Annotated in this window: 18 protein-coding genes and 1 tRNA gene; 6 read left to right on the top strand and 13 right to left on the bottom strand. The window is 60.5% G+C overall.

The window, feature by feature from the left end; translation table 11 throughout:
• Positions 1-75: 75 nt before the first annotated feature.
• Together GMET_RS06190 and GMET_RS06185 are read left to right on the top strand one after the other, a co-directional pair.
• Positions 76-381, top strand: coding sequence for an STAS domain-containing protein (locus GMET_RS06190; protein WP_035468551.1), 306 nt, complete (start codon positions 76-78; stop codon positions 379-381).
• A 9-nt stretch (positions 382-390) separates the two neighbouring features.
• Positions 391-825 (top strand): ATP-binding protein, encoded by a 435-nt coding sequence (locus GMET_RS06185; RefSeq protein ID WP_004512141.1) that lies wholly within the window; start codon positions 391-393, stop codon positions 823-825.
• Positions 826-834: 9 nt separating this feature from the next.
• Here GMET_RS06185 and lgt read toward each other — a convergent pair whose 3' ends face one another.
• The 7 genes from lgt to GMET_RS06150 all read right to left on the bottom strand — a co-directional run bounded on the left by lgt (position 835) and on the right by GMET_RS06150 (position 7,678).
• A complete protein-coding gene (lgt, locus tag GMET_RS06180) occupies positions 835-1,620 on the bottom strand; it encodes a prolipoprotein diacylglyceryl transferase (RefSeq protein WP_004512142.1) in 786 nt (261 codons plus the stop codon).
• Positions 1,621-2,217: 597 nt separating this feature from the next.
• Positions 2,218-2,760, bottom strand: a complete 543-nt coding sequence (locus tag GMET_RS06175; protein ID WP_004512143.1) for a DUF4124 domain-containing protein — start codon at positions 2,758-2,760, stop codon at positions 2,218-2,220.
• Positions 2,761-2,812: 52 nt separating this feature from the next.
• A complete protein-coding gene (locus GMET_RS06170; RefSeq protein WP_004512144.1) occupies positions 2,813-3,157 on the bottom strand; it encodes a histidine triad nucleotide-binding protein in 345 nt (114 codons plus the stop codon).
• The gene (locus tag GMET_RS06165; protein WP_004512145.1) at positions 3,135-5,306 is read right to left on the bottom strand and encodes an ATP-binding protein; all 2,172 of its coding nucleotides are present in this window, start codon (positions 5,304-5,306) and stop codon (positions 3,135-3,137) included. Before GMET_RS06165 ends, GMET_RS06170 begins: the two co-directional genes overlap by 23 nt.
• Positions 5,306-6,436 (bottom strand): metallophosphoesterase family protein, encoded by a 1,131-nt coding sequence (locus GMET_RS06160; RefSeq protein ID WP_004512146.1) that lies wholly within the window; start codon positions 6,434-6,436, stop codon positions 5,306-5,308. The genes GMET_RS06165 and GMET_RS06160 overlap by 1 nt, the downstream gene beginning before the upstream one ends.
• Positions 6,437-6,458: 22 nt before the next feature.
• Positions 6,459-7,241 (bottom strand): TlyA family RNA methyltransferase, encoded by a 783-nt coding sequence (locus GMET_RS06155; RefSeq protein WP_004512147.1) that lies wholly within the window; start codon positions 7,239-7,241, stop codon positions 6,459-6,461.
• A 5-nt stretch (positions 7,242-7,246) separates the two neighbouring features.
• On the bottom strand, positions 7,247-7,678 hold the full coding sequence (locus GMET_RS06150; protein ID WP_004512148.1) for a helix-turn-helix domain-containing protein: 432 nt from the start codon (positions 7,676-7,678) through the stop codon (positions 7,247-7,249).
• A gap of 225 nt (positions 7,679-7,903) precedes the next feature.
• Here GMET_RS06150 and GMET_RS06145 point away from each other — a divergent pair, with 225 nt between their 5' ends.
• A complete protein-coding gene (locus GMET_RS06145; protein WP_004512149.1) occupies positions 7,904-8,335 on the top strand; it encodes a response regulator in 432 nt (143 codons plus the stop codon).
• 90 nt (positions 8,336-8,425) lie between these two features.
• Positions 8,426-8,512 (top strand) — tRNA-Leu (locus GMET_RS06140).
• A gap of 133 nt (positions 8,513-8,645) precedes the next feature.
• On the opposite strand, the gene GMET_RS06135 is transcribed toward GMET_RS06140, so the two are convergent.
• The 6 genes from GMET_RS06135 to dnaE all read right to left on the bottom strand — a co-directional run bounded on the left by GMET_RS06135 (position 8,646) and on the right by dnaE (position 18,685).
• Entirely contained in the window at positions 8,646-9,836 is a 1,191-nt protein-coding gene (locus GMET_RS06135; RefSeq protein WP_004512150.1) for a sensor histidine kinase, read from the bottom strand.
• Between the two features lies 1 nt (position 9,837).
• Positions 9,838-12,639: a PAS domain S-box protein gene (locus GMET_RS06130; protein ID WP_004512151.1), complete on the bottom strand. Its 2,802-nt coding sequence runs from the start codon at positions 12,637-12,639 to the stop codon at positions 9,838-9,840.
• A gap of 281 nt (positions 12,640-12,920) precedes the next feature.
• The gene (locus GMET_RS18750) at positions 12,921-13,085 is read right to left on the bottom strand and encodes a hypothetical protein (RefSeq protein WP_004512152.1); all 165 of its coding nucleotides are present in this window, start codon (positions 13,083-13,085) and stop codon (positions 12,921-12,923) included.
• Between the two features lie 248 nt (positions 13,086-13,333).
• Positions 13,334-14,110, bottom strand: a complete 777-nt coding sequence (locus tag GMET_RS06125; RefSeq protein ID WP_004512153.1) for a pseudouridine synthase — start codon at positions 14,108-14,110, stop codon at positions 13,334-13,336.
• Between the two features lie 97 nt (positions 14,111-14,207).
• Positions 14,208-15,164 carry an acetyl-CoA carboxylase carboxyltransferase subunit alpha gene (locus GMET_RS06120; protein ID WP_004512154.1) on the bottom strand — a complete coding sequence of 319 codons (957 nt, stop codon included), beginning with the start codon at positions 15,162-15,164 and terminating at the stop codon, positions 14,208-14,210.
• Positions 15,165-15,217: 53 nt separating this feature from the next.
• Positions 15,218-18,685, bottom strand: coding sequence for a DNA polymerase III subunit alpha (gene dnaE, locus GMET_RS06115; protein WP_004512155.1), 3,468 nt, complete (start codon positions 18,683-18,685; stop codon positions 15,218-15,220).
• A gap of 281 nt (positions 18,686-18,966) precedes the next feature.
• Between dnaE and GMET_RS06110 the strand changes: the two genes are divergently transcribed.
• Both GMET_RS06110 and GMET_RS06105 read left to right on the top strand, forming a co-directional pair.
• Complete coding sequence (locus GMET_RS06110) at positions 18,967-19,626, top strand: hypothetical protein (RefSeq protein ID WP_004512156.1); 660 nt, start codon at positions 18,967-18,969, stop codon at positions 19,624-19,626.
• Positions 19,623-23,873, top strand: a complete 4,251-nt coding sequence (locus tag GMET_RS06105) for a DUF4062 domain-containing protein (RefSeq protein ID WP_004512157.1) — start codon at positions 19,623-19,625, stop codon at positions 23,871-23,873. The genes GMET_RS06110 and GMET_RS06105 overlap by 4 nt, the downstream gene beginning before the upstream one ends.
• The last annotated feature ends 1 nt before the right edge of the window (position 23,874 follow it).

The raw sequence follows: 23,874 nt of genomic DNA, 5'->3' as shown, positions 1-23,874 counted from the left end.
TGACGGTCGTTTTTTCGAGAAAGCCTGACCTCAAGGAGTGGACCATGAACCTCAAAACGGAAGAAAAAAAACGAAATCCTGATCATCTTCGTAAAGGAAGAGCGGCTCGATGCCCATAACTCCAACGACTTGAAGGGAAAGATGCAGGAACTCTTCGAGCAGGGGAAGAAGAACATCCTCGTTGACCTTACCGATATCCGCTTTATCGACAGTTCGGGCCTGGGTGCCCTGGTTTCCGGATTCAAAAACGCCATATCCCATCAGGGGAGCCTCAAGCTTTCGAGCTTGCAGCCCCAGGTCAAGTCCATGTTCGAACTGACCCGCCTGCACCGGGTCTTCGAGATATTCGGCTCAACGGCGGAAGCACTTGAAAACTTCTAGGGGTGAGGGATGGACAGGAAAGAGATCGAAGTTGATATCAAGGTGCCGAACCAGACCCGTTACCTGAGCCTCATCGGGAGGATCGGCGAAGACATCGCCAAGGAACTCGACCGCTACGACGGCGACCGGGACATGCTGGCCTACCATATCAACCTTGTCCTTACGGAGGCGATGGTAAACGCCATCAAGCACGCCAACGCCAACGACCCTGACAAGATGGTCCACGTCTACATTAATATCACTGACCAGGACCTTCTCATCCGGGTCTTCGACGATGGCCAGGGATTCAACATCAACAGCATCCCCCCGCCCGACTTCGACCAGCTTGAAGACCGAGGCCGGGGGATTTTTATCATCAAGCAGCTGATGGATACGGTGAAATACGAGAAGATTAACGGCGGGAATATGCTGGAGATGACCAAGTGTCTGCGCTGCTGCCCGTGAGTTCGCCTGTCATTCGGTGCGTTTCCCCTTCTTCGTGATGATCAGCACCATCGCGAGTCCGAGAAGAAACATGGGAAAACTGAGCAGTTGCCCCATGGAAAAGGGGCCCATGATAAAACCCAGCTGAGAGTCGGGCTCCCGGAAAAATTCGACAAAAAAACGGAACAGCCCATAACAGGAGACAAAGGTCCAGAAGGCCACCCCTGCCGGGCGCTCCTTCCTCCCTACTACCATCAGAATTATAAACAGCACCGGCCCTTCAAGAATCGCCTCGTAAAGTTGAGACGGATGCCTCGGCATCGGGCCTCCCTCACGGAATACCACCCCCCAGGGCATATCGGTGACTCGCCCGTAGAGTTCCCCATTGATGAAATTGCCCAGCCTCCCCAGACCGAGCCCCACCGGAGCGGTAAGGACACAGAGGTCTGCCAGGGTAAAGAACCCCAGCCTCTTTTTCCGTGCCACCAAAAGCCCCGCCAGCACAACGCCGATGAGCCCTCCGTGGAACGACATTCCCCCTTCCCAAACGGCGAATATCTTCAGGGGATGTTCGAGATAGTAGGGGGCATTGTAGAAAAGGATGTATCCCAGCCGACCGCCAAGAATCACCCCCACCGCCAGATAAAAGATAATATCAGCCACATCGTCCGCTGAAAGGAGAAGGGAACGCTTCCGGGCCCTCCGGAGGACGATAAAATAAGCTGCAATGAACCCCAGTATGTACATCAGACCATACCACCGGAATTCCAGGGGGCCGATGCGCAGGAAAACCGGATCTATGTGCGGAAGCTGCATGGTTGCTCCTCTCAGGGCGAAATCGGTCTACCCTAGCAATAATGCTGCCCCGTGTCAATCGACGCCCGACTGTCAGGGACAGGAGTTATCGGCAGCAAAAAAATTCTTCCTCCCCCGTTGACAGCATCATCAACGGAGATACACTTCAGTCAAAAGGTGCCGCTCTTTGAAAATTGCTCTGGGAATCAGGTAACGACCGGTTGAGGGACCTGACGGTTAACCCATGACACCAATACGGGTTCAGGTGCGGTGAGCAAGCCCGCAGCTCAGGGAAGCCTGAAGCGCCTTCCCGACAAAAAGTTTACCAATGGTCAGAGGGTCCAGCGGTTGTACGGTTATCCCGGAGCAACGTAACTAATTGACGTCCAGGGAATGGCGCAGTAAGCGTACGTCTCTTCCGTCAGGCGCGTAACAACCGCCACCAAAAGGGGAAACGACTGCGAAGACCCAGGCCCGACGGTCGCAAAAGAGCGTCCTGCCCGGTTTCACGACCGCTTCTACCGACGGATACGAGAAAGCATCCCCGCTGGGCGTCAATTACCAAAAAGCCCGGAGGATTACCCCTCCGGGCTTTTTCTTTACTGAAACTCCTTTGCCCTACTTCCGCAGTTCCAGCGGCACGCCGGCCCGTTGGGCACTCTCTTCAAGGGTGTTAAGCTTGGTATTCAGGCCGGTCAGCGTCTCCTCTATCCTCTTTGCTTCCCTCTGGACCCCCAGAAAATCGCCACGGTTCATGGTGCCGGGATTGGCCAACCGGCCACGACGCGCGGCGAGTTCTGCCTCGTTGGCTTTGATCTCACTCCTCAGCGTCCTGAACTCGGTTTTCCAGGCATCCTCATCCTTGCCGCCGTAGACCATCTTCTTTTTTTCCTGTTTCGGCGCCAGTGCGTTTTCAACTTCCTTCTGCCCGGTTTCCGGCTTCTTCTCTTTGCCTCCCCGCTCGACGACAGTTTCCGTCACCTCGGCCGCAGGCGCCCCACCTTCGGGAATAACCGTTACTTTCTTCCGGTATTTTTTGGGAACCTTGCCAAGGTCTTCAGTGTAGTTGACCGTCCCTCGCTGGTCCACCCACTTGTATATGTCGGCTTGGGCCGCCACGGCCAGAGCCAGGATCATCACGGTGCATGCAAAGCGCGTCATGGGTTACCTCCCGCATATCTCGTTGGTTCGGCACAGACAGGACACAATGAGGCTATCCCGGCGGCCACCCCAGATGCCGTCCCGCAAGGAGATGGAAGTGGATGTGAAAGACCGACTGGCCTGCATCGGCATTGGTGTTTTGAACGATGCGGAATCCCCGCTCGTCCACCCCACGCTCCCGGGCAATGGCTGCCGCGGCCCGGAAAACGCGACCGACAAGAGCGTCATCCCCGGCGGTCAGGTCAAGGGCGTTCACGATGTGCTTGCGGGGAATGAGCAGGATATGGTGCGGTGCGACCGGGTTGATGTCCTCGATGGCGACGAGGTCGTCGTCTTCGTAGACCTTCCTGGCGGGAATGGTCCCGTTGATGATCTTACAGAAGATGCAGTTGTCCATCCGGTTTTCCTTTCATGTCGATTCGGATTCGATGCCAGAGGTCTGCCCCCTTGAGCCGGAGATAGCGTTCGTCATGAACAAAGAGGATGACCTGGTGGCCTGAAGCAATGAGGTTAAGTGTAACCAGAACGGCAGTTTTTCGCTCGTCATCAAAATTTACCAAAGGGTCGTCGAGAAGAAAAGGCAATTTTCTCCCCCGAGAGAGTATCCCCCCCAGGGCAAGCCGGGAGGCAAGATAGGCCTGGTCCTGGACTCCGCAACTGTAGGCCTCTGCCGGCCTGAGCTCACCGTCGGCGCCGATAGTGAGGTTGAAATTGTCGTCGAGACGGGCCTCGCGATACCTGCCGGCCGTGAGGTTATAGAGCTTCCCGTTGATCTCCGAGGAGAGCCGTGCCAGGTACGTGGCCCGGTATTCATCGAGGGTTTCCCGCAGAAGCTCCACGGCGAGCCGCAACGCGCCGGTCCGCCGCACGAGTCGCTGCTCACGGGACTTGAGTTCTTCTCCCTCCTCGGCGATGGCCTCAAGGTCGAGCCCCCCCGTGCGAAGTACCGCCAACTCCTGCTCCTTGACGAGGGCGGCCCGCTCCTTCTCCTTCACCTCCCCGGCCAGCCGCTGCATCTTCGCCTCGGCGGCGGTGAACTCCTCGTGTGACATGACCGGAAACCCCTTGCCGACAACGCTTTCCATGGTTTCCCGCACCACGGCCAACTCCCGAGCTAGCTCCGCTCCCTGAGCCTTGAGATCGTCCAAAGGAGAGAGCACCTTGAGGGCGCTTGCCACCTGGTCGCGCTCGGCAACGATCTCCTCGACTCCTTCCATCTCCTCAAGAATCCCCCGGGCGCTGGCCGGGTCGATGTCGCCAAGATGCTCCGCAACCGCTCCCCCGTGACGGGCTGCCTCGCTGCGTAGTCGGTCGATCTCGACAGCGAGGCCGTCGATCCTCCCCTGGCGGCGGGCTGCATTGGCATTGCGCGCGCTGCTCAACCGGGCGGCATAGACAACAACGGCCAGGGTCGCCGCAAGGGCAATGCCGGTCACCACGTAGGCAGTGGCGGGCACGAGGAACCAAGCCGCAACAGCCGCCCCCCACGCGAGAATGGGTGACAGAAGCAGCCCGAGAGGCACTTTGCGAACATCATCTGCCTCCACGGTCAGCCCTGCCATCTCCTCTTCAAGCTGCTCCAGCCGCACGCTGGCGGCGCAGTAGGCCTCGATGGTCCTGTCGAAGCCATCGGGCAATTCCGTCAGATTCCCCAGGGGGGCAAGCCGTGCCTCAATGGTCCTCCGCTGCGCCTCAAGGGCCTCCACCTTTTCCCGCTCCGTCTGGATACGGTCGAACTCCTTGCTCAGCACCGCTTCACGGACCGTGGCCTCATGGTACTTTTTCACCCGTTGAAGGTACTTCTCCCCCTTCTCCAGGTCGGCCCGGCTGGCGTCGATGAAGCCCCGAAGCTCCGCCAGCTCCGCTTCCGCCTTGCAGACTTCCTCCATGGTCCGACTGGCCGAGCGCCAGGCCTCGGCCAACTCGGCCATCCGAGCGCGCACCTCTTCCAACTCACGATCCTTGGCCCTCCCGCCGGGGCGTCTGGTCAACTCGTAGAGCTCCTTTTCGAGGCTGTCCACCACCGCGTCGTAATCCATTTCGGAGAAACCCGAGAGGAGCTGTTTGATCCGGGTGGTGAGGGCGCCGTCCCCCTCGATCTTCAGGTCCCGTTGGCCCACGAAGACCGAGTTCCGAAAGATATCCCCCTCGGCAAAGCCCCAGACCTCCTCGATCTTCGCCAGGTACTCCTCCCGCTCGCTGCTCCGCCCCGCCGGAGAGACCTTTCCCTCGAACCGCCACAGGAGCCTGTCTCCGGAACGCTCCACCGCCTGGACCCGGTCGGTTAGGAAATCGCGGACGATGGTCATTTCCCGGTCGTCATAGGCGAAGCTCACCCGGGCCTCGCAACGTTCACCACCGCCCCAGGGGACGAACCGGTCCTTTTCTCTCCGGAAGCCGAAGATGGTCCCGGCAATGGCAGCCAGGAGCGTTGACTTCCCCGCCTCGTTCTTGCCGCACACCAGGTTCATACCCCGGCGGAAGGTGAACTCCTCCCCCCCGAAACGGCCAAAGGCGGGGAGTTGCACGGAGGTTATCCAGAGCATCAGTCTCCCCCCCCTCGCATGAAGCGGCCCATGACGAGCTTCAGGGCATCGCGGCAGAGTTCCTGCTCGGCCTCGGATTCCGCTTTCTCGAACCGGGCATGGACCTTCCGGATGAAGAGCCCCCGGATCGAGTCCTCCCGTTCCATCCGCTTCACATGGTCGCTGTTGTAGATCTCGGTCTCGTCCAGAAGCTCGAGCCAGGCGTACGTCCCCTGGAGCCGGCCCGCCAGATTCGCGATGTCGAGGGGGTCCTCCACGGTGCCCGCGAGCCGGATGCGGGCAATGAGATCAGGAGAGGCGAGCCGCGCAAGTTCTCCCTCCAGGGCACCCGCCTCGGGGAAGAGGGAGGCGTCAACCGTCAACTCGTCCATGATGCGGCTCTGCACCGGCACCTTCTCGACAACTGCGCTCCCCTCCCCCACCTCGACAATGAGGACGTGGCGCTCGCCGTTCTCGCCGAACTTCTTTCCCTCGGGGGAGCCGGGATAGCAGGCAACGACCCGTCCCTGATCCTCCAGGCACCCCACGTTGTGATAGTGGCCGAGGGCGATATAGTCGAGCCCCAGTGCCGCCAGTTCCGCCGTCGTAAACGGGATATCCTTCTTCCGCATTTCCCACTCGGGGCTTCCCTTGAGAGAGCCGTGGAGGAGCCCCACGTGAATCCCCCCTCCCTCGCGGCGTCGCATCGATTCCAAGGCCTCCCGGGAGCGGTCGGAGCGGTAGGCGAACCCGTAGAAATGGACCGTCGCCCCCCGAATTTCCAGCGCGAAGGGGTCCGTCACCACAGGATCTTTCAGGATATGGGCGCCGGCGAAGGTAGTACGGTTGTAGACGCTTTCGGCTGAGACCACGTTGTCGTGGGTACCGGGGATAAGAACCACGCTGATGCCACGTCCCGAGAGGCGTTCAAAGCCGTCCTGAACGCGCCCCACGGTTTCGGCGTCCACCTGTGTGGCATCAAAGAGATCGCCAGCCACCAGGAGGCAATCGACTTCGCGCTTGATGGCGAGGTTCACGATCCGGTCGAAGGTCTTGAGAAAATCGCGCCGGCGTTCCCGGGCCAATTCCCCAAAATTCTTCAGGGAAGAGCCCAAATGGAGATCGGCGGTATGGAGAATACGGATGGTCATAATCGATGTGATGGGTTTGAGGTTATGAATTAGGGGAAATGTGCCGTTTAATCAGATGGATCAGAAATTCCCGGTTCCCCTTCGGCCCGAGAATCGGCGATTCGGTTATGCCCCCCACCTGAAGATCGAGGGATTCGGCCAGGGCAACGACATTGTCAACCACCTCCCGGTGCTTCCCTTCATCCCGCACGACCCCCCCTTTCCCCACTTCGCCCTTTCCCACCTCGAACTGGGGCTTAATGAGCGCGACAACGGCGCCGCCGTCACGAATGAGGCGAAGGGTCGGGGGGAGCACCTTGTCTAGGGAGATGAACGAGGCGTCGATGACTGCCAGGTCAGGAACCTCAGGGAGTGCGTCCGGCTCCAGGTACCGGATGTTGGTCTTCTCGAGGTTCACCACGCGCGGGTCCTGACGGAGTTTCCAGGCCAGCTGGCCGTACCCCACGTCAACGGCGTAGACCTTGCGGGCCCCTCGCTGGAGCAGGCAATCGGTGAAGCCGCCGGTGGAAGCCCCCACGTCGATGGCAACCATGTCCGTCACGTCGAGGCCGAACTCGTCAAGTGCCCGGGCAAGCTTGAGCCCGCCGCGGCTCACAAAGGGGATATCCTCCCCCTTGAGGCGGATATCGGCGTCCAGGGGCACCTGGGTTCCAGCTTTGTCCGCCAGATGGTCGTTCACCACCACCTGGCCAGCCATGATGAGGGCGCGGGCACGCTCCCGGGACTGAACGAGCCCCCGGTCCACCAGGAGCTTGTCGAGGCGCTCCCTGTTGCGGATTCCGGATGGAGATGCGGGAGAGGTCATGGAGATCAGGACTTTCTGTAGGACGGACCATCCTCTGCTGCAAGAGGGAGCGCTTCGGTTGCAGGTTGATAGGCTCTTTTCCGTTCGGCCTTTCGATGGCGGTTCAGCACCCTGACAATGTCAACCACCAGGGGGATATCGTCAGGATGAAGTTGGCGCAACTCCTTGTGTAGCTCCATGGACTTCACGTCGGAGTCAGCCATGCGAAGCGGAGAGTTCGTTGCCGGCGATTCCTCCTGAAAAAAATGACTGACAGGCACTCCGAGCGCGGCGCTCAACCCCATGAGCATTTTGAGGGACGGGAGTTGCTCCCCCCGCTCGATCTTCCCGATATAGGTATAGTCGAGACCGCCATCCACCCGGGCAGCCAAATCCTTCTGCGTCAGTTCCCGGTCTTTCCTCAACCTTTTAAGTTCTCGCCCGATATCACAGCTCAACGGCAACTCCCAGGGTTTCCTTCTGCAACGCGACAAGCATCGGTAATTCCAGAGCGACGCAGGTTTGACCCAGCGCGCAAATAAGCTCATATACCCCTTTCTCCCCCCGGTGTCAACGCGATTAAAAATATGACAATATGTCATTTTTAATATTGACAAATACGATAAATAGTCACACATTGACACGGCACGCCACACCACCCCATACGACCACAAGGAATCCCCATGAACCCGACTCAAGGGCACAGGACTGCCACTATCCGGCCAACACGCATCCTCGTCGTTGACGATGACCGCGATGTCCTCTTTTTCATGAAACTGGCCCTGGAAACCGAGGGGATAGACGTCACATGCGCCGAAAGGGGCGAAGATGCCCTCGGACTGCTTGCAGAAAGGTCCTATGGAGTCCTTCTCACCGACCAGAACATGCCGGGGATGGATGGATTTGAACTGGCCCAGCACGCCAGGCGCCTCCAACCGGAGCTGATAATATTCATGGGAACCGGACACCTCTACCCGGGAATCGAAGAACGGGCAACCGCCGTCGGAATCCGTGAGGTATTTGGCAAGCCATTCAACTTCCAGCGCCTCTTTGAACAACTCCTCGAAGCGCTTTCCCACAACAAAGGCCATCAGTCTACACGTCGAGCAGAGTGACCATCACCAGAAACCCATAACCACGACGATCGGCAGCCTAAAAATTCCTTGCAATCGATTAACGACGGTGCTATAGATTTAAGTCCTAGCGCCGAAGTGGTGGAATTGGTAGACACGCAAGATTCAGGTTCTTGTGCGGGCAACCGTGTGCTGGTTCGAGTCCAGTCTTCGGCACCAGAAAATCAAGGGGTTAGCAACTGCGGTAGCTAACCCCTTTTTTCATTGCCTTAATATATCTAAATGCCCACCTCTGTCCGTTCTCCTGCCTCGATTATCACCCTCCCCCTCCTTACACAAATGCTGCATCAAGCTAACTTTCCACGAGGGCCCCGGCTGCTGGACGTCTGAGGCTGAAATAGAACGTCGCGCCCTTTCCCGGTTCGCCCTCGGCCCAAATCCTACCGCCGTGCCGTGAGATGATCCGTTGCACCGCAGCCAGGCCGACGCCGGTCCCTCCGTACTCGCCCATACCATGCAGCCTCTGAAACGGGATGAAAAGCTTATGGACGTAGGCCATATCGAAACCGATACCATTGTCGCTGACAAAATAGACCGTTTCGCCATTGGTGATACATGTCCCAAATTCGATTCTGGGACTGGAAACCCTGGTGGTGTATTTCCATGCATTGCCAAGGAGATTTTCCAGTGCCAGCCGGATGAGAATCGGGTCGCCTTCGTCCATAATGTTTTCGGCAATGATGACTTCAGCCTGGCGGTCTGGATCATGCTGTTGCAGATCCATAACGATACGGTGAGCAAGATGACTGAGGTCAATCTTCTCCCGATGCAATTCTCTGCGCGTAACCCGGGAAAGCTCGAGAAGGTCGTTGATCAACTGCCCCATCCTCTCGGCCGCCGCCCCCATCCGTTCGAGATAGCTCTTGCCCTCATCATCGAGCTTGTCGGAATACTCTTCAAGGAGGATGTTACTGTAGCCGTTTATTCCTCGCAGGGGAGTGCTCAGGTCGTGGGCGACCGAGTAGCAGAAAGCCTGGAGTTCGCGGTTTGAGGCCTCAAGCTCGGCGGTGCGATCCGCAACGCGCTGCTCCAGTTCTTCATTCAGTCGGCGAATCAACTCGTTCTGCGCCTTGACCTGACGTCCGTGAATGATTCGGGCGGCGCAGTCGTCGATAGCCTCAAAGAGCAGCTTGTGGTTAATGGGTTTCAGCACATACCTGTTGATCCCCATCTTGATGGCCTCCAGCAGGTAGTCCGTTTCACTGCAGGCAGAAATGATGATGACACTTACTGCCGGGTCCTCTTCCAGTATCCTGCGGGTCATCTGGATACCATCCATGACCGGCATGCGGATATCGGTCAGAATGATATCCGGCCGTTGTTCCCTGAACAGCTCCAATCCGGCCATGCCATTTTCTGCAGTCTGGATATCCACATTGGGGAATTTCCTTACCAACACACTCCTGAGAAGCTCCCTGATCTCGGGTTCATCCTCCACGTAAAGAAGTGACAGACGAACATCCGGGTATTGCTGGAATTCCATTTCAGACCTCTATCCTGAATTCCGCTCCTTCGCCGCTATTGCGCACGGTGAGCGTACCACCCATGTTCTTTTCGATAATGGTCTTCGCGATGAAGAGCCCGAGCCCTGTACCGCTGCTCGGGCCCTTTGAGGTGAAGTACGGATCGAATACCTTTCCAATGATCTCCCTATCAATACCACCACCATTGTCCGCAATGGTGACCACAGCGCGGTTATCTTCCGCGAACAGACGCACCAAGACACGCGGGGCCTCCACTTTCCGCTCCTGGAGGACATCCCGGGCATTCATGAGAATATTGAGGAGTGCTTGGGAAAATTCATTGGGATATCCGGCGATAGACATGTCCTGTGGGGAGTCGCACGAAACCTCTATCCCGAGACTCCTGAAGTTATCTCCCATAAGGGAAAGAGCGTTATTGATCGCCTGCTTCATTTCAAACCGGACTTTTTCCTTGTCGGGCCTGAAGAAATTCCTGAAGTCGTCGATGGTCTGGGACATGTGATAAATCAGCTGCATGGCCCGGTTAACTCTTTCATCAAGGTGGTCTTTCGTGAGCTCGCCCAACTCTTCACTCATGGAGAGCCCCTGAATGATGAGCCCCAGCGTATTCAACGGCTGCCGCCACTGATGCGCGATATTGCCGATCATCTCCCCCATGGCCGCGAGACGCCCCTGATGGATGAGAAGCCGCTCCTGTTCGCGGAGCGCCTCCAGAGCCTGGATACGGTCAGAGCTCTCTTTTCGCAAGTCATTGAGCGCGGTAGCAAGCTCCCAGGTTCGCTCCGCAACCTTCTGCTCCAGTTCGTTGCGGATAGACTGCAAAGCTTCCACGGCCCTCTTGGCTTCGGTGATGTCTTTGGCAATACCGGTCGTGCCGATGACCGTGCCGTTCTGGTCAAACCGGGGTGCCTTGAACGTTTCAAACCACCTCTCCTCTCCATGCTCAACAACCTGTTCTTCGATTAATTTTCTCTGGCCGCTCCTCATGACGTCCTGATCGTCGGCGCAATATGCCTCGGCCATGTGCATAGGCCAGAGGTCCATGTCCGTTTTCCCGACAACCTCTTTCGGCGATGTGTAGCCGCAGAATGTAGCGAACTGCCAATTCACCTTCACATAGCGACCTTCCGTGTCCTTGAGCCAGGCATTAAAGGGGATGTTGTCAAGGATGGCATAGGTGTCGAGCTGGCTCTTGATGACAACATCCTCCAACTCCTTGCGTTCGGTTATATCCATAAAGGCACCGACGGCCCCGCATGGCTTTCCTTCATTATCCCGCAGCGTTGCTGCGGAACAGTACAGATTCAGACCGGTCCCATCCTCCCGTACGATGTCGAGGGTTTCTCCGGAAACGGGTTCACCGCGGGCAGCCCGTTGCATGGGCAATTGCGATGGAGCAATCGCCTCCCCATTCTTGAAAACCCGATAACCTGCCGAGTTGAACGCATTTTTGGAAAGTTCGCTGCCGGCCGTTACTCCAAGCAACTTTTCCAGGGCCGGATTCCCCCGAATCATGACGCCTTGGGGATCGTTGGCAATAGCCAGGCCGATGGGCGAGGTGTCGAGGATAAGCTGCGACTCGGCTGCCCGCTGTTCCAATTGCTGGTTTAACAGTAAAATCTTTTCCTCTGCCTTCTTACTCTCGGTGATGTCTTCGGAGAAAATAACAATTCCAGCCACTTGATCCGACGAATCGTGCCAGGGATGAATCTCCCACCGTATCCACTGCAGCGAGCCGTCGGCCCGCATGAAACGGTCTCCTTCCGCCCGTAGTTCCTCCCCGGCCAGCCCGCGGCGTTGGGCTTCCTTCCACTCTTCGGGAATCTCCGGGAAAACCTCGTAGTGGCTTAATCCGCGCAGATCACGGTCGCCGAGCCTGTAGTCGGTCAGCCAGCGCCGGCTGACGTTCAGGTAACGCATATCGCGATCAAACATCGCGAGTCCTGCGGGAGCGTGCTCGATGAAGAGCCGGAGCCGTTCCTCGTTTTCTCGCAGCGACTTCTCGGCATTTCTGATATCGGTGATATCGTGGACATAGATGCGCACGACAGGAAACTGGGGAGTAAAAAAAATGGTCTCGCGGAAGACCCTCGTGCCGATGGAAAGCTCGCAGATAGTGCTTGCTTCGCTTTTTCCGTCCCACTCATGGAGAATAGTGCCCAGATCCGCGGGGACAAACAGGCCGGGATCGGCCCCCGCGCCGATGCTCTCAAGAACCTTGTGCGTGGCCGGATTACAGACAGTTACCCTGCCGGCGTAATCGGTCTCGACTATCGGATTCGGGTTGAACTGTGGGAAATAGGAAAGACGTTGTATTTGATTATCGAGCCTCTTGCGCTCGGTTATATCGGTTATGAAGGAGTAGTAATAGAGGGGGCTGCCTGCTTCATCCTTTTTGACATGGACGAGAAGTTCGACCGGAATCCGAGCGCCATCTTTCCGGATATATTCCTTCTCATACCTAACGGACTCGCCAGTGCGGCAAATCTCCTCCCGTATCGCCCGTTCCCTGTCCAGCCATTCGGGCGGGGTGAGAGAGCTGTTCCAGTTCATGGCCCGCAATTCTTCCCTGCTGTAGCCGGTAAGCCGCTCGAAAGCGCCGTTCACGTGGCCGATTCTTCCGTCCGGGTAACCGATACCAAAGGGCTGATCGGAGCCTTCAAGCAAATCGGCAAGAAAGGAAATTTCCTCTTCGCTCCCCTTTACCCTGCTGCTGTGCTGTTTGTTCCGGCCCGTCGACCGGGTATCTTCACCTATCCGTAACTTTTTGCCTTCCCCCTTCAACGGCTCCCCCCTCTTCATCCGCTTATGACGTCACTAAACAGTATCGTGTAATCATTAATATTCAAGCGGAACTTATGCGGAACGGAGAGCGTTCCTGGACTATCTGATTCGAACCCCGAAAGCGGCATGCCATCGCCACGACCTGCGATCCTTAACAAAAAAAAGGACACCCATTGGGATGCCCTTTCTCTTCATCGGTCTTAGCGGCAGACGCCCCGTTCACGCCGAAGGTCAGCCTGTCATTTACAGAAAGCCGGTGTCCTGCCACTTCCGCCCTCAATGGGGCAGAAGGGGCCGCGTCAATATTTCACCACCGCCCCTTCGGGGCAGGTGGTAACACTCCAGTGGTCCACAAGGTCATGCTGGCTATAGATGTGATTTCCGAGCCTCTTGGCCTCGACGCCTTCCTTGAGCGTCACTGAAAACAGGCAGATTCCATACCCATCGTAGCAGTTCACAAACATTGGCAACCTCCTTCTTCCCTTCCTGGAAAACATCTCGAAGAGCCAGCCTCTTATCAACTATTATGCAATGAACTTGCCAATGATCAAATTATAAAATTTTCTTTCAGAACCTCTCCGGATGCCTGATTTGTCGCCCGCAGGGCCTCCCTGCGTGCCGAAGCACTCTTCGTCACAGCCATGTAATAATGCCCACAAAATGTGCACCCCTGTCCGCGAATCGTTACACTGGTTACGACGGCGCTACACAGTTATCCTTTCCGTGGCGGAGCAGAAGGCCCCCGGCGCCGCGGCGCCCCACCGCGTGCGCCGATCTTCCCGTCCGACAGCGCAGCCACTTCTCCGGACGTGAGATGCCGATACGCGCCGATCTTCAGGTCTCCCATGGAGAGGGCGCCGTAGCGCACCCGCCGGAGCCGCACCACGGAGAGGCTGACTGCCTCGCACATCCGGCGGACCTGCCGGTAGCGCCCCTCGTGGATGGTGATGGAAACCCAGGTATTGTTGTCGCTCTGCTTGGTCACCGAAACCCGTGCCGGCGCGGCCTTGCCGTCCTCCAACTCAATCCCCTGCTCCAGGCGGGTGATCTGCTCCCGGGCGACCGTCCCCCTCACCCGGACGAGATACTCCTTGTCCACCTCGTGGCGGGGATGGGCAAGGCGGTTGGCCCATTCCCCGTCGTTGGTGAGGAGAAGGAGCCCCTCCGTGTTGTAGTCGAGCCGTCCCACGGGGAAAACCCGAACGCCGAGTCCCTTCAGGAGCTCGGTGACAATGGGACGTCCCTCGGGGTCCTTGAGGGTGGTCACATACCCCACCGGCTTGTTGAGAAGGATGTAGACCCGCTTCTCGTCCACGGTGACCGGCTTGCCGTCAACAGTGATAGCGTCGCGGGAGGAGTCAGCCTTGGCGCCAAGCTCGATGACCGGCTTGCCGTTCACCGCCACGCGCCCGTCGGTGATCATCCGTTCAGCCTCCCGGCGGGAGGCGATGCCGGCCTGGGAGAGTATTTTCTGCAGCCGTTCTTCCATGCATGTCTCCTGAAAAAGGCGAAAGGCCAGGGGCGAGGGATCTGAGTATTTTCTCCCCTCACCGCTAGCCTTTGCCCAGTCGATCTGCCTGAGGTGCCTACTCTGCGAAGCGGCTCATCTTCCTAAACTTCTGGTACCGCCCCTCAACGAGCTGCTCCACGGAAAGTGCCTTCAGCTCCTTCAGGTGCCGGGCAAGGGCCTCGTGGAGGTTCTTGGCCATGGTCTCGTGGTCCCGGTGGGCACCCCCCAGGGGCTCCTTCACGATCTCGTCGATGACGTCCAACTCCTTGAGGTCGGGGGCAGTGAGCTTCAGGGCTTCGGCGGCCTGGGCCCCCTTGGTGCCGTCGGACCAGAGGATGGCGGCGCACCCCTCGGGGGAAATGACGGCGTAGATGGAGTATTCGAGCATCAGGACCCGGTCTCCCACGGCAATGGCCAGGGCTCCGCCGGAGCCCCCTTCGCCGGTGATGACCACGATGATCGGCACGGTCAGCGCCGCCATCTCCCGCAGGTTGCGGGCAATGGCCTCAGCCTGGCCCCGCTCCTCGGCTCCGATGCCAGGGTATGCGCCGGGGGTATCCACGAAGGTGATGATCGGCATCCGGAACCGCTCGGCCATCTCCATGAGGCGCAGGGCCTTGCGGTACCCCTCGGGGTTGGGCATGCCGAAGTTGCGGTAGACCTTTTCCTTGGTGTCGCGCCCCTTCTGGTGGCCGATGACCATGACCGGCTCGCCGTCCAGCTTGGCCATGCCGCCGACGATGGCGTGGTCGTCGCCGAAGAGGCGGTCGCCGTGGAGCTCCACGAAATCGGTGAAAATGTGGGTGAGGTAGTCGAGGGTGAAGGGGCGGTCGATGTGGCGAGCCACCTGGACCATCTGCCAGCGGGAGAGGTTGGCGAAGATCACTTCCCGCATCTTGTCCACTTTCTTCTCCAGCTTGACCACCTCGGTCTTCAGTTCCACATTGTCGCCGGCAATGTCGGCCAGCTCCTGGATTTTCTGCTCCAGCTCAAACACCGGCTTTTCGAATTCAAGTTGATATTGGGAAGCCATTAACGTCTCCTTTGCACGATTCTTTCTGATGTATTGTCAACGCTGCGAGGCGGTTACTCAAAAGACACGGCATGATAGCCGAAGAGGTTCTTCACTTCAAGGGAGAGTTCCTCGGTGGGGGCCACCTGGTACGAATCGGAAAGGGCGATGGTGGCCCGGCACTGGGCCGGAATCTCGATGGCCAGAAGCGTCTTGCAGCTGCCGGGGTGGCGGCGCATGATCCCCTTGAGGGTCTCCAGGCGGCTCCGGTCGAGGCCGTCGCCCACAAGATTAAAGATCACTCGTTTCGTTTCCCGGCTGCTCACGTCTCGCAGGAGCATCACCTCATTGGCCATGATCTTGATGCTCTTCTCCCCCTTGTCGATGGTGCCCGATATAAGGAGCGGATCGTCGGATTTGAGGTACTCGGACCCGGCGGCAAAAGCCTCGGGGAAGACCACCACCTCCACGGAACCGAGCAGGTCCTCCAGGGTGGCGAAGGCCATCCGGTCCCCCTTCTTGGTAATCAGCTCCTTGAGGGAGGTGACGATGCCGCAGAGCTTAACCTCGCTCTTGTCGGCGCGCTCGTCGAGGGTGGCAGTATCCACGTTGGCGAAGCGCTTGATTTCCTTCTCGTAGCGCCCCAGGGGGTGGCCGGTGATGAAGAAGCCGAGGGCCTCCTTCTCCAGGCCCAGCTTCAGCTTGTCGTCCCATTCGGGGATATCGGGGAGCTGCACCTTCCCCTTGCCGTTGCCGTTGGTCCGGACGATCTCTTCGACACCGAAGAGGGAGACCTGGGCGCTCTCCCGCTCCTGCTGGATCTTCTGGCCGATGGCCATGGCATCCTCCAGGGCCGACATGAGCTGGGAGCGGCGGCCGCCGGTGGAGTCGAAGGCACCGCACTTTACGAGGGATTCCACCACCCGCTTGTTGACCTTGTGGAGATCGACCCGCTCGCAGAAGTCGAAGAGATCCTTGAAATCTCCCTCTTGCCGCGCCTCGATAATCGCCTCGATGGCCCCCTCTCCCACGTTTTTCACGGCCCCGAGGCCGAAGCGGATGGAGTTTCCCAGAACACGGAAGGAGAGATGGGAGTCGTTGATGTCAGGGGGGAGGATCTCGATCCCCATCTCCCGGCAGTCGGAAATGGTCTTCACCACCTTGTCGGTGTTCCCCATATCCTCGGTGAGGAGAGCGGCCAGGAACTCCACCGGGTAGTGGGCCTTGAGATAGGCGGTCTGGTAGGCAACAAGGGCGTAGGCAGCCGAGTGGGACTTGTTGAAGCCGTATTCGGCGAACTTTGCCATGAGGTCGAAGATGGCTCCCGCCTTCTGGAGATCGACCCCACCGTTCTTGGCCCCTTCCAGGAAGATGTCCCGCTGCTTGGCCATCTCCGCCGGGTCCTTCTTACCCATGGCGCGCCGCAGCAGGTCGGCGCCCCCCAGGGAGTAGCCCGCCAGGGTCCGGGCGATCTGCATGACCTGCTCCTGGTAGACGATGACCCCGTAGGTGTCCTTGAGGATCGGCTCCAGTTGCGGCAGGTCGTAGACCACCTTCTTGCGGCCGTGCTTGCGGTCGATGAAGTCGTCCACCATCCCCGAGCCGAGGGGGCCCGGCCGGTAGAGGGCGCAGGCGGCAATGACGTCCTCGAAGCAGGAAGGCTTCAGCTTTACCAGCATATCCTTCATGCCGCTGGATTCGAGCTGGAAGACGCCGGTGGTGTTGCCGGCAGAGATGAGATCGTAACTGGCCCGGTCGTCGTCCCGCAGGGCCGCGATGTCGAAGTTGGGGTCCTTACCGGCCCGAATGATCTTCACCGCGTTATGGATGACCGTCAGGTTCTTGAGCCCCAGAAAGTCGAACTTCACGAGGCCGATTTTCTCCACGTACTTCATGGAGTACTGGGTGGTGAGGGAGCCGGTCTTCTGGTCCTTGTAGACGGGGCAGAACTCTTCGAGCACCTTGGGGGCCACCACGACGCCGGCCGCGTGGGTGGAGGCGTGGCGGGCGAGCCCTTCGAGGCGCAGGCCAATCTCCAGCAACTCCTTCACGCGGGAGTCGGCCTCGGACGCCTCCTTCAGGCGGGGCTCCTGGGCAATGGCGTCCTTGAGCTTGATGCCGAGCACCTCCGGCACCAGCTTGGCGATCTTGTCCACATCGCCGTAGGTCATGTCCAGGGCGCGCCCCACGTCGCGGATGACGGCCCGGGCAGACATGGTCCCGAAGGTGATGATCTGGCAGACCTGGTCGCGGCCGTATTTCCCGGTGACGTAGTGGATAACCTCCTCGCGGCGGTCCTGGCAGAAGTCCACGTCGATATCAGGCATGGATATCCGTTCCGGGTTCAGGAAGCGCTCGAAGAGGAGATTGTAGGGGAGCGGATCCAGGTCAGTGATCCGGATGGAATAGGCAACCAGGGAGCCGGCCGCCGAGCCCCGTCCCGGCCCCACGGGGATGCCGTGGTCCTTGGCCCAGTTGATGAAGTCGGCCACGATGAGGAAGTAGCCGGGGAACCCCATCTGCGTGATGCAGTCCAGCTCGATGCGCAACCGCTCCCAGTACTTCTGCTCCTGCTCCGGGGACATGTCGGGGTTTTTGAGCCTGATTTCCTTGAGACGGAACTCAAGCCCCTTGCGGGCCGCATCCTCCAGCATCTGATCGAGGGTCTGCCCAACGGGGGGATCGAATTGGGGGAAATAGTAGGTCTTGAAATCAAAGTCGAGGTTGCACCGTTCGGCAATCTTCACGGTATTGGAAACGGCTTCCGGCGCGTAGTGGAACGCGGCGGCCATCTCCTCAGGGGTTTTCACGTAAAACTCGTCGGTGGAAAAGCGCATCCGCGCCGAATCGTTCATGGTCTTGCCGGTCTGTATGCAGAGGAGCACCTCATGGGCGCGGGCATCCTCCCGGTTCAGGTAGTGGCAGTCATTGGTGGCCACCAGCGGCAGTCCCACCTCCCGCGCCACCTCCAGGAGCCCCTTGTTGGCCTTGTCCTGCTCCGCAAGACCGTTCTCCTGAAGCTCGATGTAGTAGCGGTCGGGAAAGAGGTCAGCGTACCAGCGGGCCACCCCAATCGCCTCCTCCATCCGGTCCCGCTCGCAGAGATAGGCCACCTCACCCTTCAGGCAGGCGGAGAGACAGATGAGCCCCTCGGAGTACTGGGCCAAAACCTCCTTATCGATGCGGGGCTTGTAGTAAAAGCCCTCCTTGAACCCGACGGAGACCAGCTTCGACAGGTTCCGGTAGCCGGTCATGTTCTCACAGAGAAGGAGCAAGTGGTAACCGGCGCCGGCCTCTCCCCCCTTCACCTCTTTCACGAAGCGGGAGCCGGGGGCGATATAGACCTCGGAGCCGATAATCGGCTTCACCCCCTTGTCCTTGCACTTGAGGTAGAACTCCATGGCGCCGAACATCACCCCGTGGTCGGTGATGGCCACGGCGGGCATATCGGTATCCTTGGCTTTCTTTATCAGATCGCCGAGGCGTATCGCGCCATCGAGGAGGGAATACTGGGTATGGAGATGGAGGTGAACAAAACTCATGGGGTACCTGTGTGACGTTGCAGAGGAAGGATAATTTTATTTTGACTAAAAAATTCTGACGATTATGGCACGAAAGAGCGGGAAGTGTCAACATGGCAGACGTATCGGGAAACCGTGCCACGCACAAGCTAACCCATCAATTTAACAACAGCTAATCCCATTTCAACAACATCTTCCCCGAGCAAGCGTGCCGCACTTTTCCAACTTCTGGTAGCAACCCTCCAATTTTCCATTATAATGAAAGACGACACACGCGACCCTTCGCACACACGGGAGCCCCCATGCCCCTTCACGCCTTCGGGCACAACCGCAAAACAAGCCCACCCCCCACACCGTGGGAGCCGCGGCAGGTCTTTCTCTTCAGCGGCCACATGATCGACGCCCCCGACCGCCCCGAGCCCCGATTTCCTGCCGACAAGGAGACTGTCGCCGCAGCAGCCATCGCCGCCATGCTCGACGAACTGGGTGCCGGCCCCGATGATCTCGCCCTTTGCAGCGGCGCATGCGGCGGCGACATCCTCTTTACAGAGGCATGCCTCGCTCGGGGGGTTCGGGTGGATATGGGGATACCATTCGGGATTCCCGAGTTCCTCACCCGCTCCGTCACCTTCGCGGGAGAAGAGTGGCGCGACCGGTTCTTCGCCATAAAGAACAATCCCCTCGTCACCCTCTTCGTCATGCCCGACGAACTGGGGCCATGTCCCGCCGACCTGAGCCCCTACGTCCGCACCAACCTCTGGCTCCTCCACACGGCCCTTGCCTGGGGGGAAGAGAAGGTCCACTTCATCTGTCTCTGGAACCGCAAGGGAGGTGACGGCCCCGGCGGCACCGAGCACATGCACGACGAGGTCAACAAACGGACCGGACAGGTCCATGTTCTCGACACGAACAAACTTTTCACCCACGAAGGAACACCTTTAGCCGAGAAGTTGGATACATGAAAATCATCCGCCTCTTCATATCCTCCACCTTCCGCGACATGCACGCGGAGCGGGACTGGCTGAACCGGGTCGTCTTTCCGGAACTGCGGAGCCGCTGCCGGCGGCGGGGTGCGGAGTTCGTGGGGGTGGATCTCCGCTGGGGGGTGACGGAGGAGGAGTCCCGGCAACGGGGGGCACTCTCGGTCTGCCTCGACGAGATCGAACACTGTGACCTCTTCCTGGGGCTCCTGGGCGAGCGATACGGCTGGGTGCCGCCTCCGGAGAAGGTGCCGGCGGAGCTCTTTGCCGCGGTGCGGGACAGTGGACAGTTGAGCGAGGAGGAGATCACCCTTGTGGACGCCTGCTACCAGTGGGACCGGACCACGCTGCCGGCCCGTTTCCGGCTCCGGAGAGACGCGGCAATCTCCCCGGAAACGGCCGATACCCTCACCCGCCTCTGGCAGCGAGCCGGACTCCTCGGCGCCGGGGAGTCGGCGACGGCCCTTGAGATGAGGCACGGCGCACTCAACCGCAGCCTCGCCCAGGGGAAAGCCCTCATCTTTCTCCGCTCCGAGGGAATCCATCGCCACTCCGCATTCCCCCCAGCCTGCATTCCGATCTTTACGGAGCCCGAGACCGAGGCTCAACAGCGGCTGTCCCGCCTGCGGGAGGAACTCCGCGCCGCAGCCGGACCAAACCTGATCGTGCGGCAGTACCGGGCCGGCTTTGGCGGTTTCAGGATCGACCCCCTCTTCCTGCCGGCAGCGGAGGCTGGCAGCGCACTGCAGGACGGTGTCATCAAGCCGGAGGAGTGGGGTATAATCAGCGAGAAGGCCCGCCAGGCGGTGGCTACCCACGGCACCATTGCCCTTACGGGGATGGAGGAATTCGGGACCCGGGTCCTCAACGATCTCTGGTGGGCCATTGAGCCGCTCCTGAAAAATGGGAAGCGCCCAGAGATCACGGGGCAGTCGTGGCACACGCGATTCGCCCGGGAGCGGGCTGCTCGCTGCCTGGGCCGTGACGACGGGATAGCCTTGGTCATGGGGTACATCCAGGACCAAGGCGACCAATCACCATATATACTTACCGGTTTACCTGGTTGCGGCAAGTCGACACTTATGGCAGCCTGCGTCGAACGCTTGCGGGAAAAATCCCCCGACATGGTGGTGATCCCCTGGTTTGTGGGAGCGGCCCCCGGATCCACGGAGGTCACCGCCATGCTCCGCTCCCTCTGCGAGCAGCTCCGCCGCGCCTGCCGCCTGGATTTGGAACCATCTCCCGACCCCGACAAGCTGCGACTCCAGCTCCCCGCCTTCCTGGCCGCTGCCGGGGCAGTGCGGCCGGTGGCGCTTTTCATCGACGCTCTCAACCAACTGGACCCGTTGGGGGGGAGCCACGGGCTGGACTGGTTTCCCCGAACCCTGGCGCCAACGGTAAGGGTGGTGGCCAGTACCCTTGCCGGCCCCTGCCTCGACCGACTGACGGAGCGCCTGCCGGCCGATCACCTCGTTATCCTCCCCCCGCTACCGGCCGACTCTCGCGCCACCCTCGCAGAAGAGCATCTGGCCCGGCGGGGGAAGAGGCTCTCCGCCACCCAGCAGGCCCTGCTCCTGGACACCGCGGCCCGGCCAGACGCGGCCCTCCCCCTCTACCTCGTGGCGGCCCTAGAGGAACTCTGCTGCCACGGCGACTTCGAGACCCTTACGGAGCGGATCGCGGCCCTGCCGCCGACGGTGACGGAGCTCTTCGACCAGATCCTCGAACGGCTTGAGCGGGACCACGGCGCCGATCTGGCCACCGCGGCACTGTCGGCCGTGGCCGTTTCCCGGGACGGACTCCTGGAGCCGGAAATTATCGACCTCATCAGGGATGGGGGCGAGGCCACATCACCTCTCTTCTGGACCCGCTTTTACCGCGCCCTGGAGCCTTTTCTCCGCCCGTCCGGCGAGGAGGGGGGCGGAGGGCTCATCGGCTTCTTCCACGAGCAGCTCCGCTTTGCCGCCTTCCGCCGCTACCTGGCCATGGATCCCCCTGCCGCGCTGCCGAGCAGCCAGTTTCGGCAGGCCCACGAACGGCTGGCCGGCTACTTTCGGGCAGGCGCCCGGAAAAACGGTGCCGACGGAGAGTGGAATCCGGAGCACCCCCGCCCCCTGGCCGAACTCCCCTTCCACCTGGCCGGCGCGGGCAAGGAAGCAGTGCTGCGGTCCCTTATCTTCGATTTCGCCTGGCTCCAAACGAAGCTCCAAGCCCTCGACGTGGCCGCGCTCCTGGCGGATCTGAATCTTCTCCCCCCCGAGCCGGCCATCGCCCACCTGGCCCATGCCCTGCGGCTTTCGACAAGCGTCGTGGCCGTGGACAAATCCCAGTTCGCCGGCCAACTGACGGGTCGGCTCCTGTCGCGGCAGGAACCGGAACTCCGGGCGCTCATCACTCAGGCAGGAGCCCACCGGGGCAATGGGTGGCTGAAGCCGGCAACCCCTTCCCTCTATCAGGCTGGGGGGGCCATCGAGCGGATCCTCGGCACCCACACCCATCCGGTGCGGGGTGTCGCCATCACCCCCGACGGCAGGCGGGCCATCTCTGCTGCCGACGACGCGACGCTGCGGGTCTGGGACCTGGCGAGCGGCGCGGAACTGATGGTTCTCAAGGGGCACGAGTCCGAAGTGTTGGCCGTGGCGGTCTTTCCGGACGGCAGACGGATCGCCTCCGGCTCCCGGGACGCCACCGTCCGGCTCTGGGATACGGAAACCGGCGAATGCCTCCTGATCCTACGGGGACACACCCTGCCGGTCAGCTCCCTGGCAGCGGCGCCCGACGGCAGTTGGCTGGCCTCGGGCTCCTGGGACAACGTGGTGCGGCTCTGGGACCCGGAAACCGGCCAGGAGCGGGGAATCATCTGGGGACATACTTACGGGATAAACGCCCTGGCCGTCACCCCCGACGGCCAGACCCTCCTCTCGGCCTCCTTCGACCGGACCATCAAGGCCTGGAATCCTGCAAACGGTGAGCTTCGCCGCGCCTTCGAGGGGCACAGCCGGCAGGTGCTGGCCGTGGCAGTGACCCCCGATGGCCGTCAGTTCGTCTCCGGCTCGGAAGATTGCACCCTGAAGCGGTGGGATTTGGCGGAAGGGACCGAGCTCTGGACCTACTACGGTCATACCGATGGGGTCAGTTCCGTCACGGTCTCCCCGGACGGACGGGAGATCGTCTCGGGCTCCTGGGATTTCACCCTGAGGCGCTGGGACCTGGAGCAACCCCGGGCGCGGGAGGTCCTGCGGGGACACACCTTCAAGGTGAGCGCCGCGGCCATAACGCCCGACGGCGCCACCGCCGTCTCCGCCGCCCAGGATACCACCCTCAAGGTCTGGAATCTGGCCGGCGCCACTGCCTCGCCGCCACTCACCGGCCACGGTGCCACGGTCACTGCCGCGGTCTTCACCCCTTCCGGAAACCGGTTCGTCACCGCCTCCTGGGACCGAAAAATCAAGGTCTGGGGAGCCGCCACCGGCGCCGAGATATTTTCTCTCACCGGCCACGAAACCTGGGTACGCGACGTGGCCATCACCCCTGACGGCCGCCGCGCCGTCACCGCCTCCCACGACCGCACCGTGCGGGTCTGGGACCTGGAGGAGCGGCGGGAACTATGGGTCTTCCGGGGCCACGACGCGGAAGTCTGGTCGGTGGTGGTCACCCCCGATGGCCGGCGCGCCTTTTCCGCCGGTCAGGACGCCACCCTGCGGGAGTGGGACCTGGAAACCTTCCAGCCCCTCGGCGTCACGGGTCTCCCCTCCCCGGCCCGGGTTACCGATGTCTCCCCCGACGGCACGCTCCTGGCCCTTGTGGCCCACTTCCCAACCTTCATCATCCGGGACCTCCGCGCCGGAAGCCTCCGTCCCTACCCTCCCCTGCACCGGGACCAGGTGAACGACTGCGTCTTCCTCCCCGACGGACTCCGGGTTCTCACCGCCTCCAGCGACCGGACCCTGAAACTCTGGCACCTCACCACCGGCCAGGTCATGTACACCCTGCGGGGCCACAACCGGGAGATATGGAGCGTCTCCGTCACCCCCGACGGCCGCCGGGCCGTCTCCGCCTCCGACGATAGAAGCCTCATCCTCTGGGACCTGGAGGCACTTAAGCCCCTTGCCACCTTCACCGGCGACGGTGCGCTGGTACCAGCCGCCATCACGCCCGACGGCAAAACCGTCGTCACTGGTGACGAGGCCGGGGCGGTGCATCTGCTGCGGGCGGAAGGGGTGCGGTAAT

It is taken from the genome of Geobacter metallireducens GS-15, assembly GCF_000012925.1.
GTDB classification, from domain to species: Bacteria; Desulfobacterota; Desulfuromonadia; order Geobacterales; family Geobacteraceae; genus Geobacter; species Geobacter metallireducens.
Note: the sequence above shows the minus strand (reverse complement) of the source record. Positions and strands in the feature narration are given on the sequence as shown.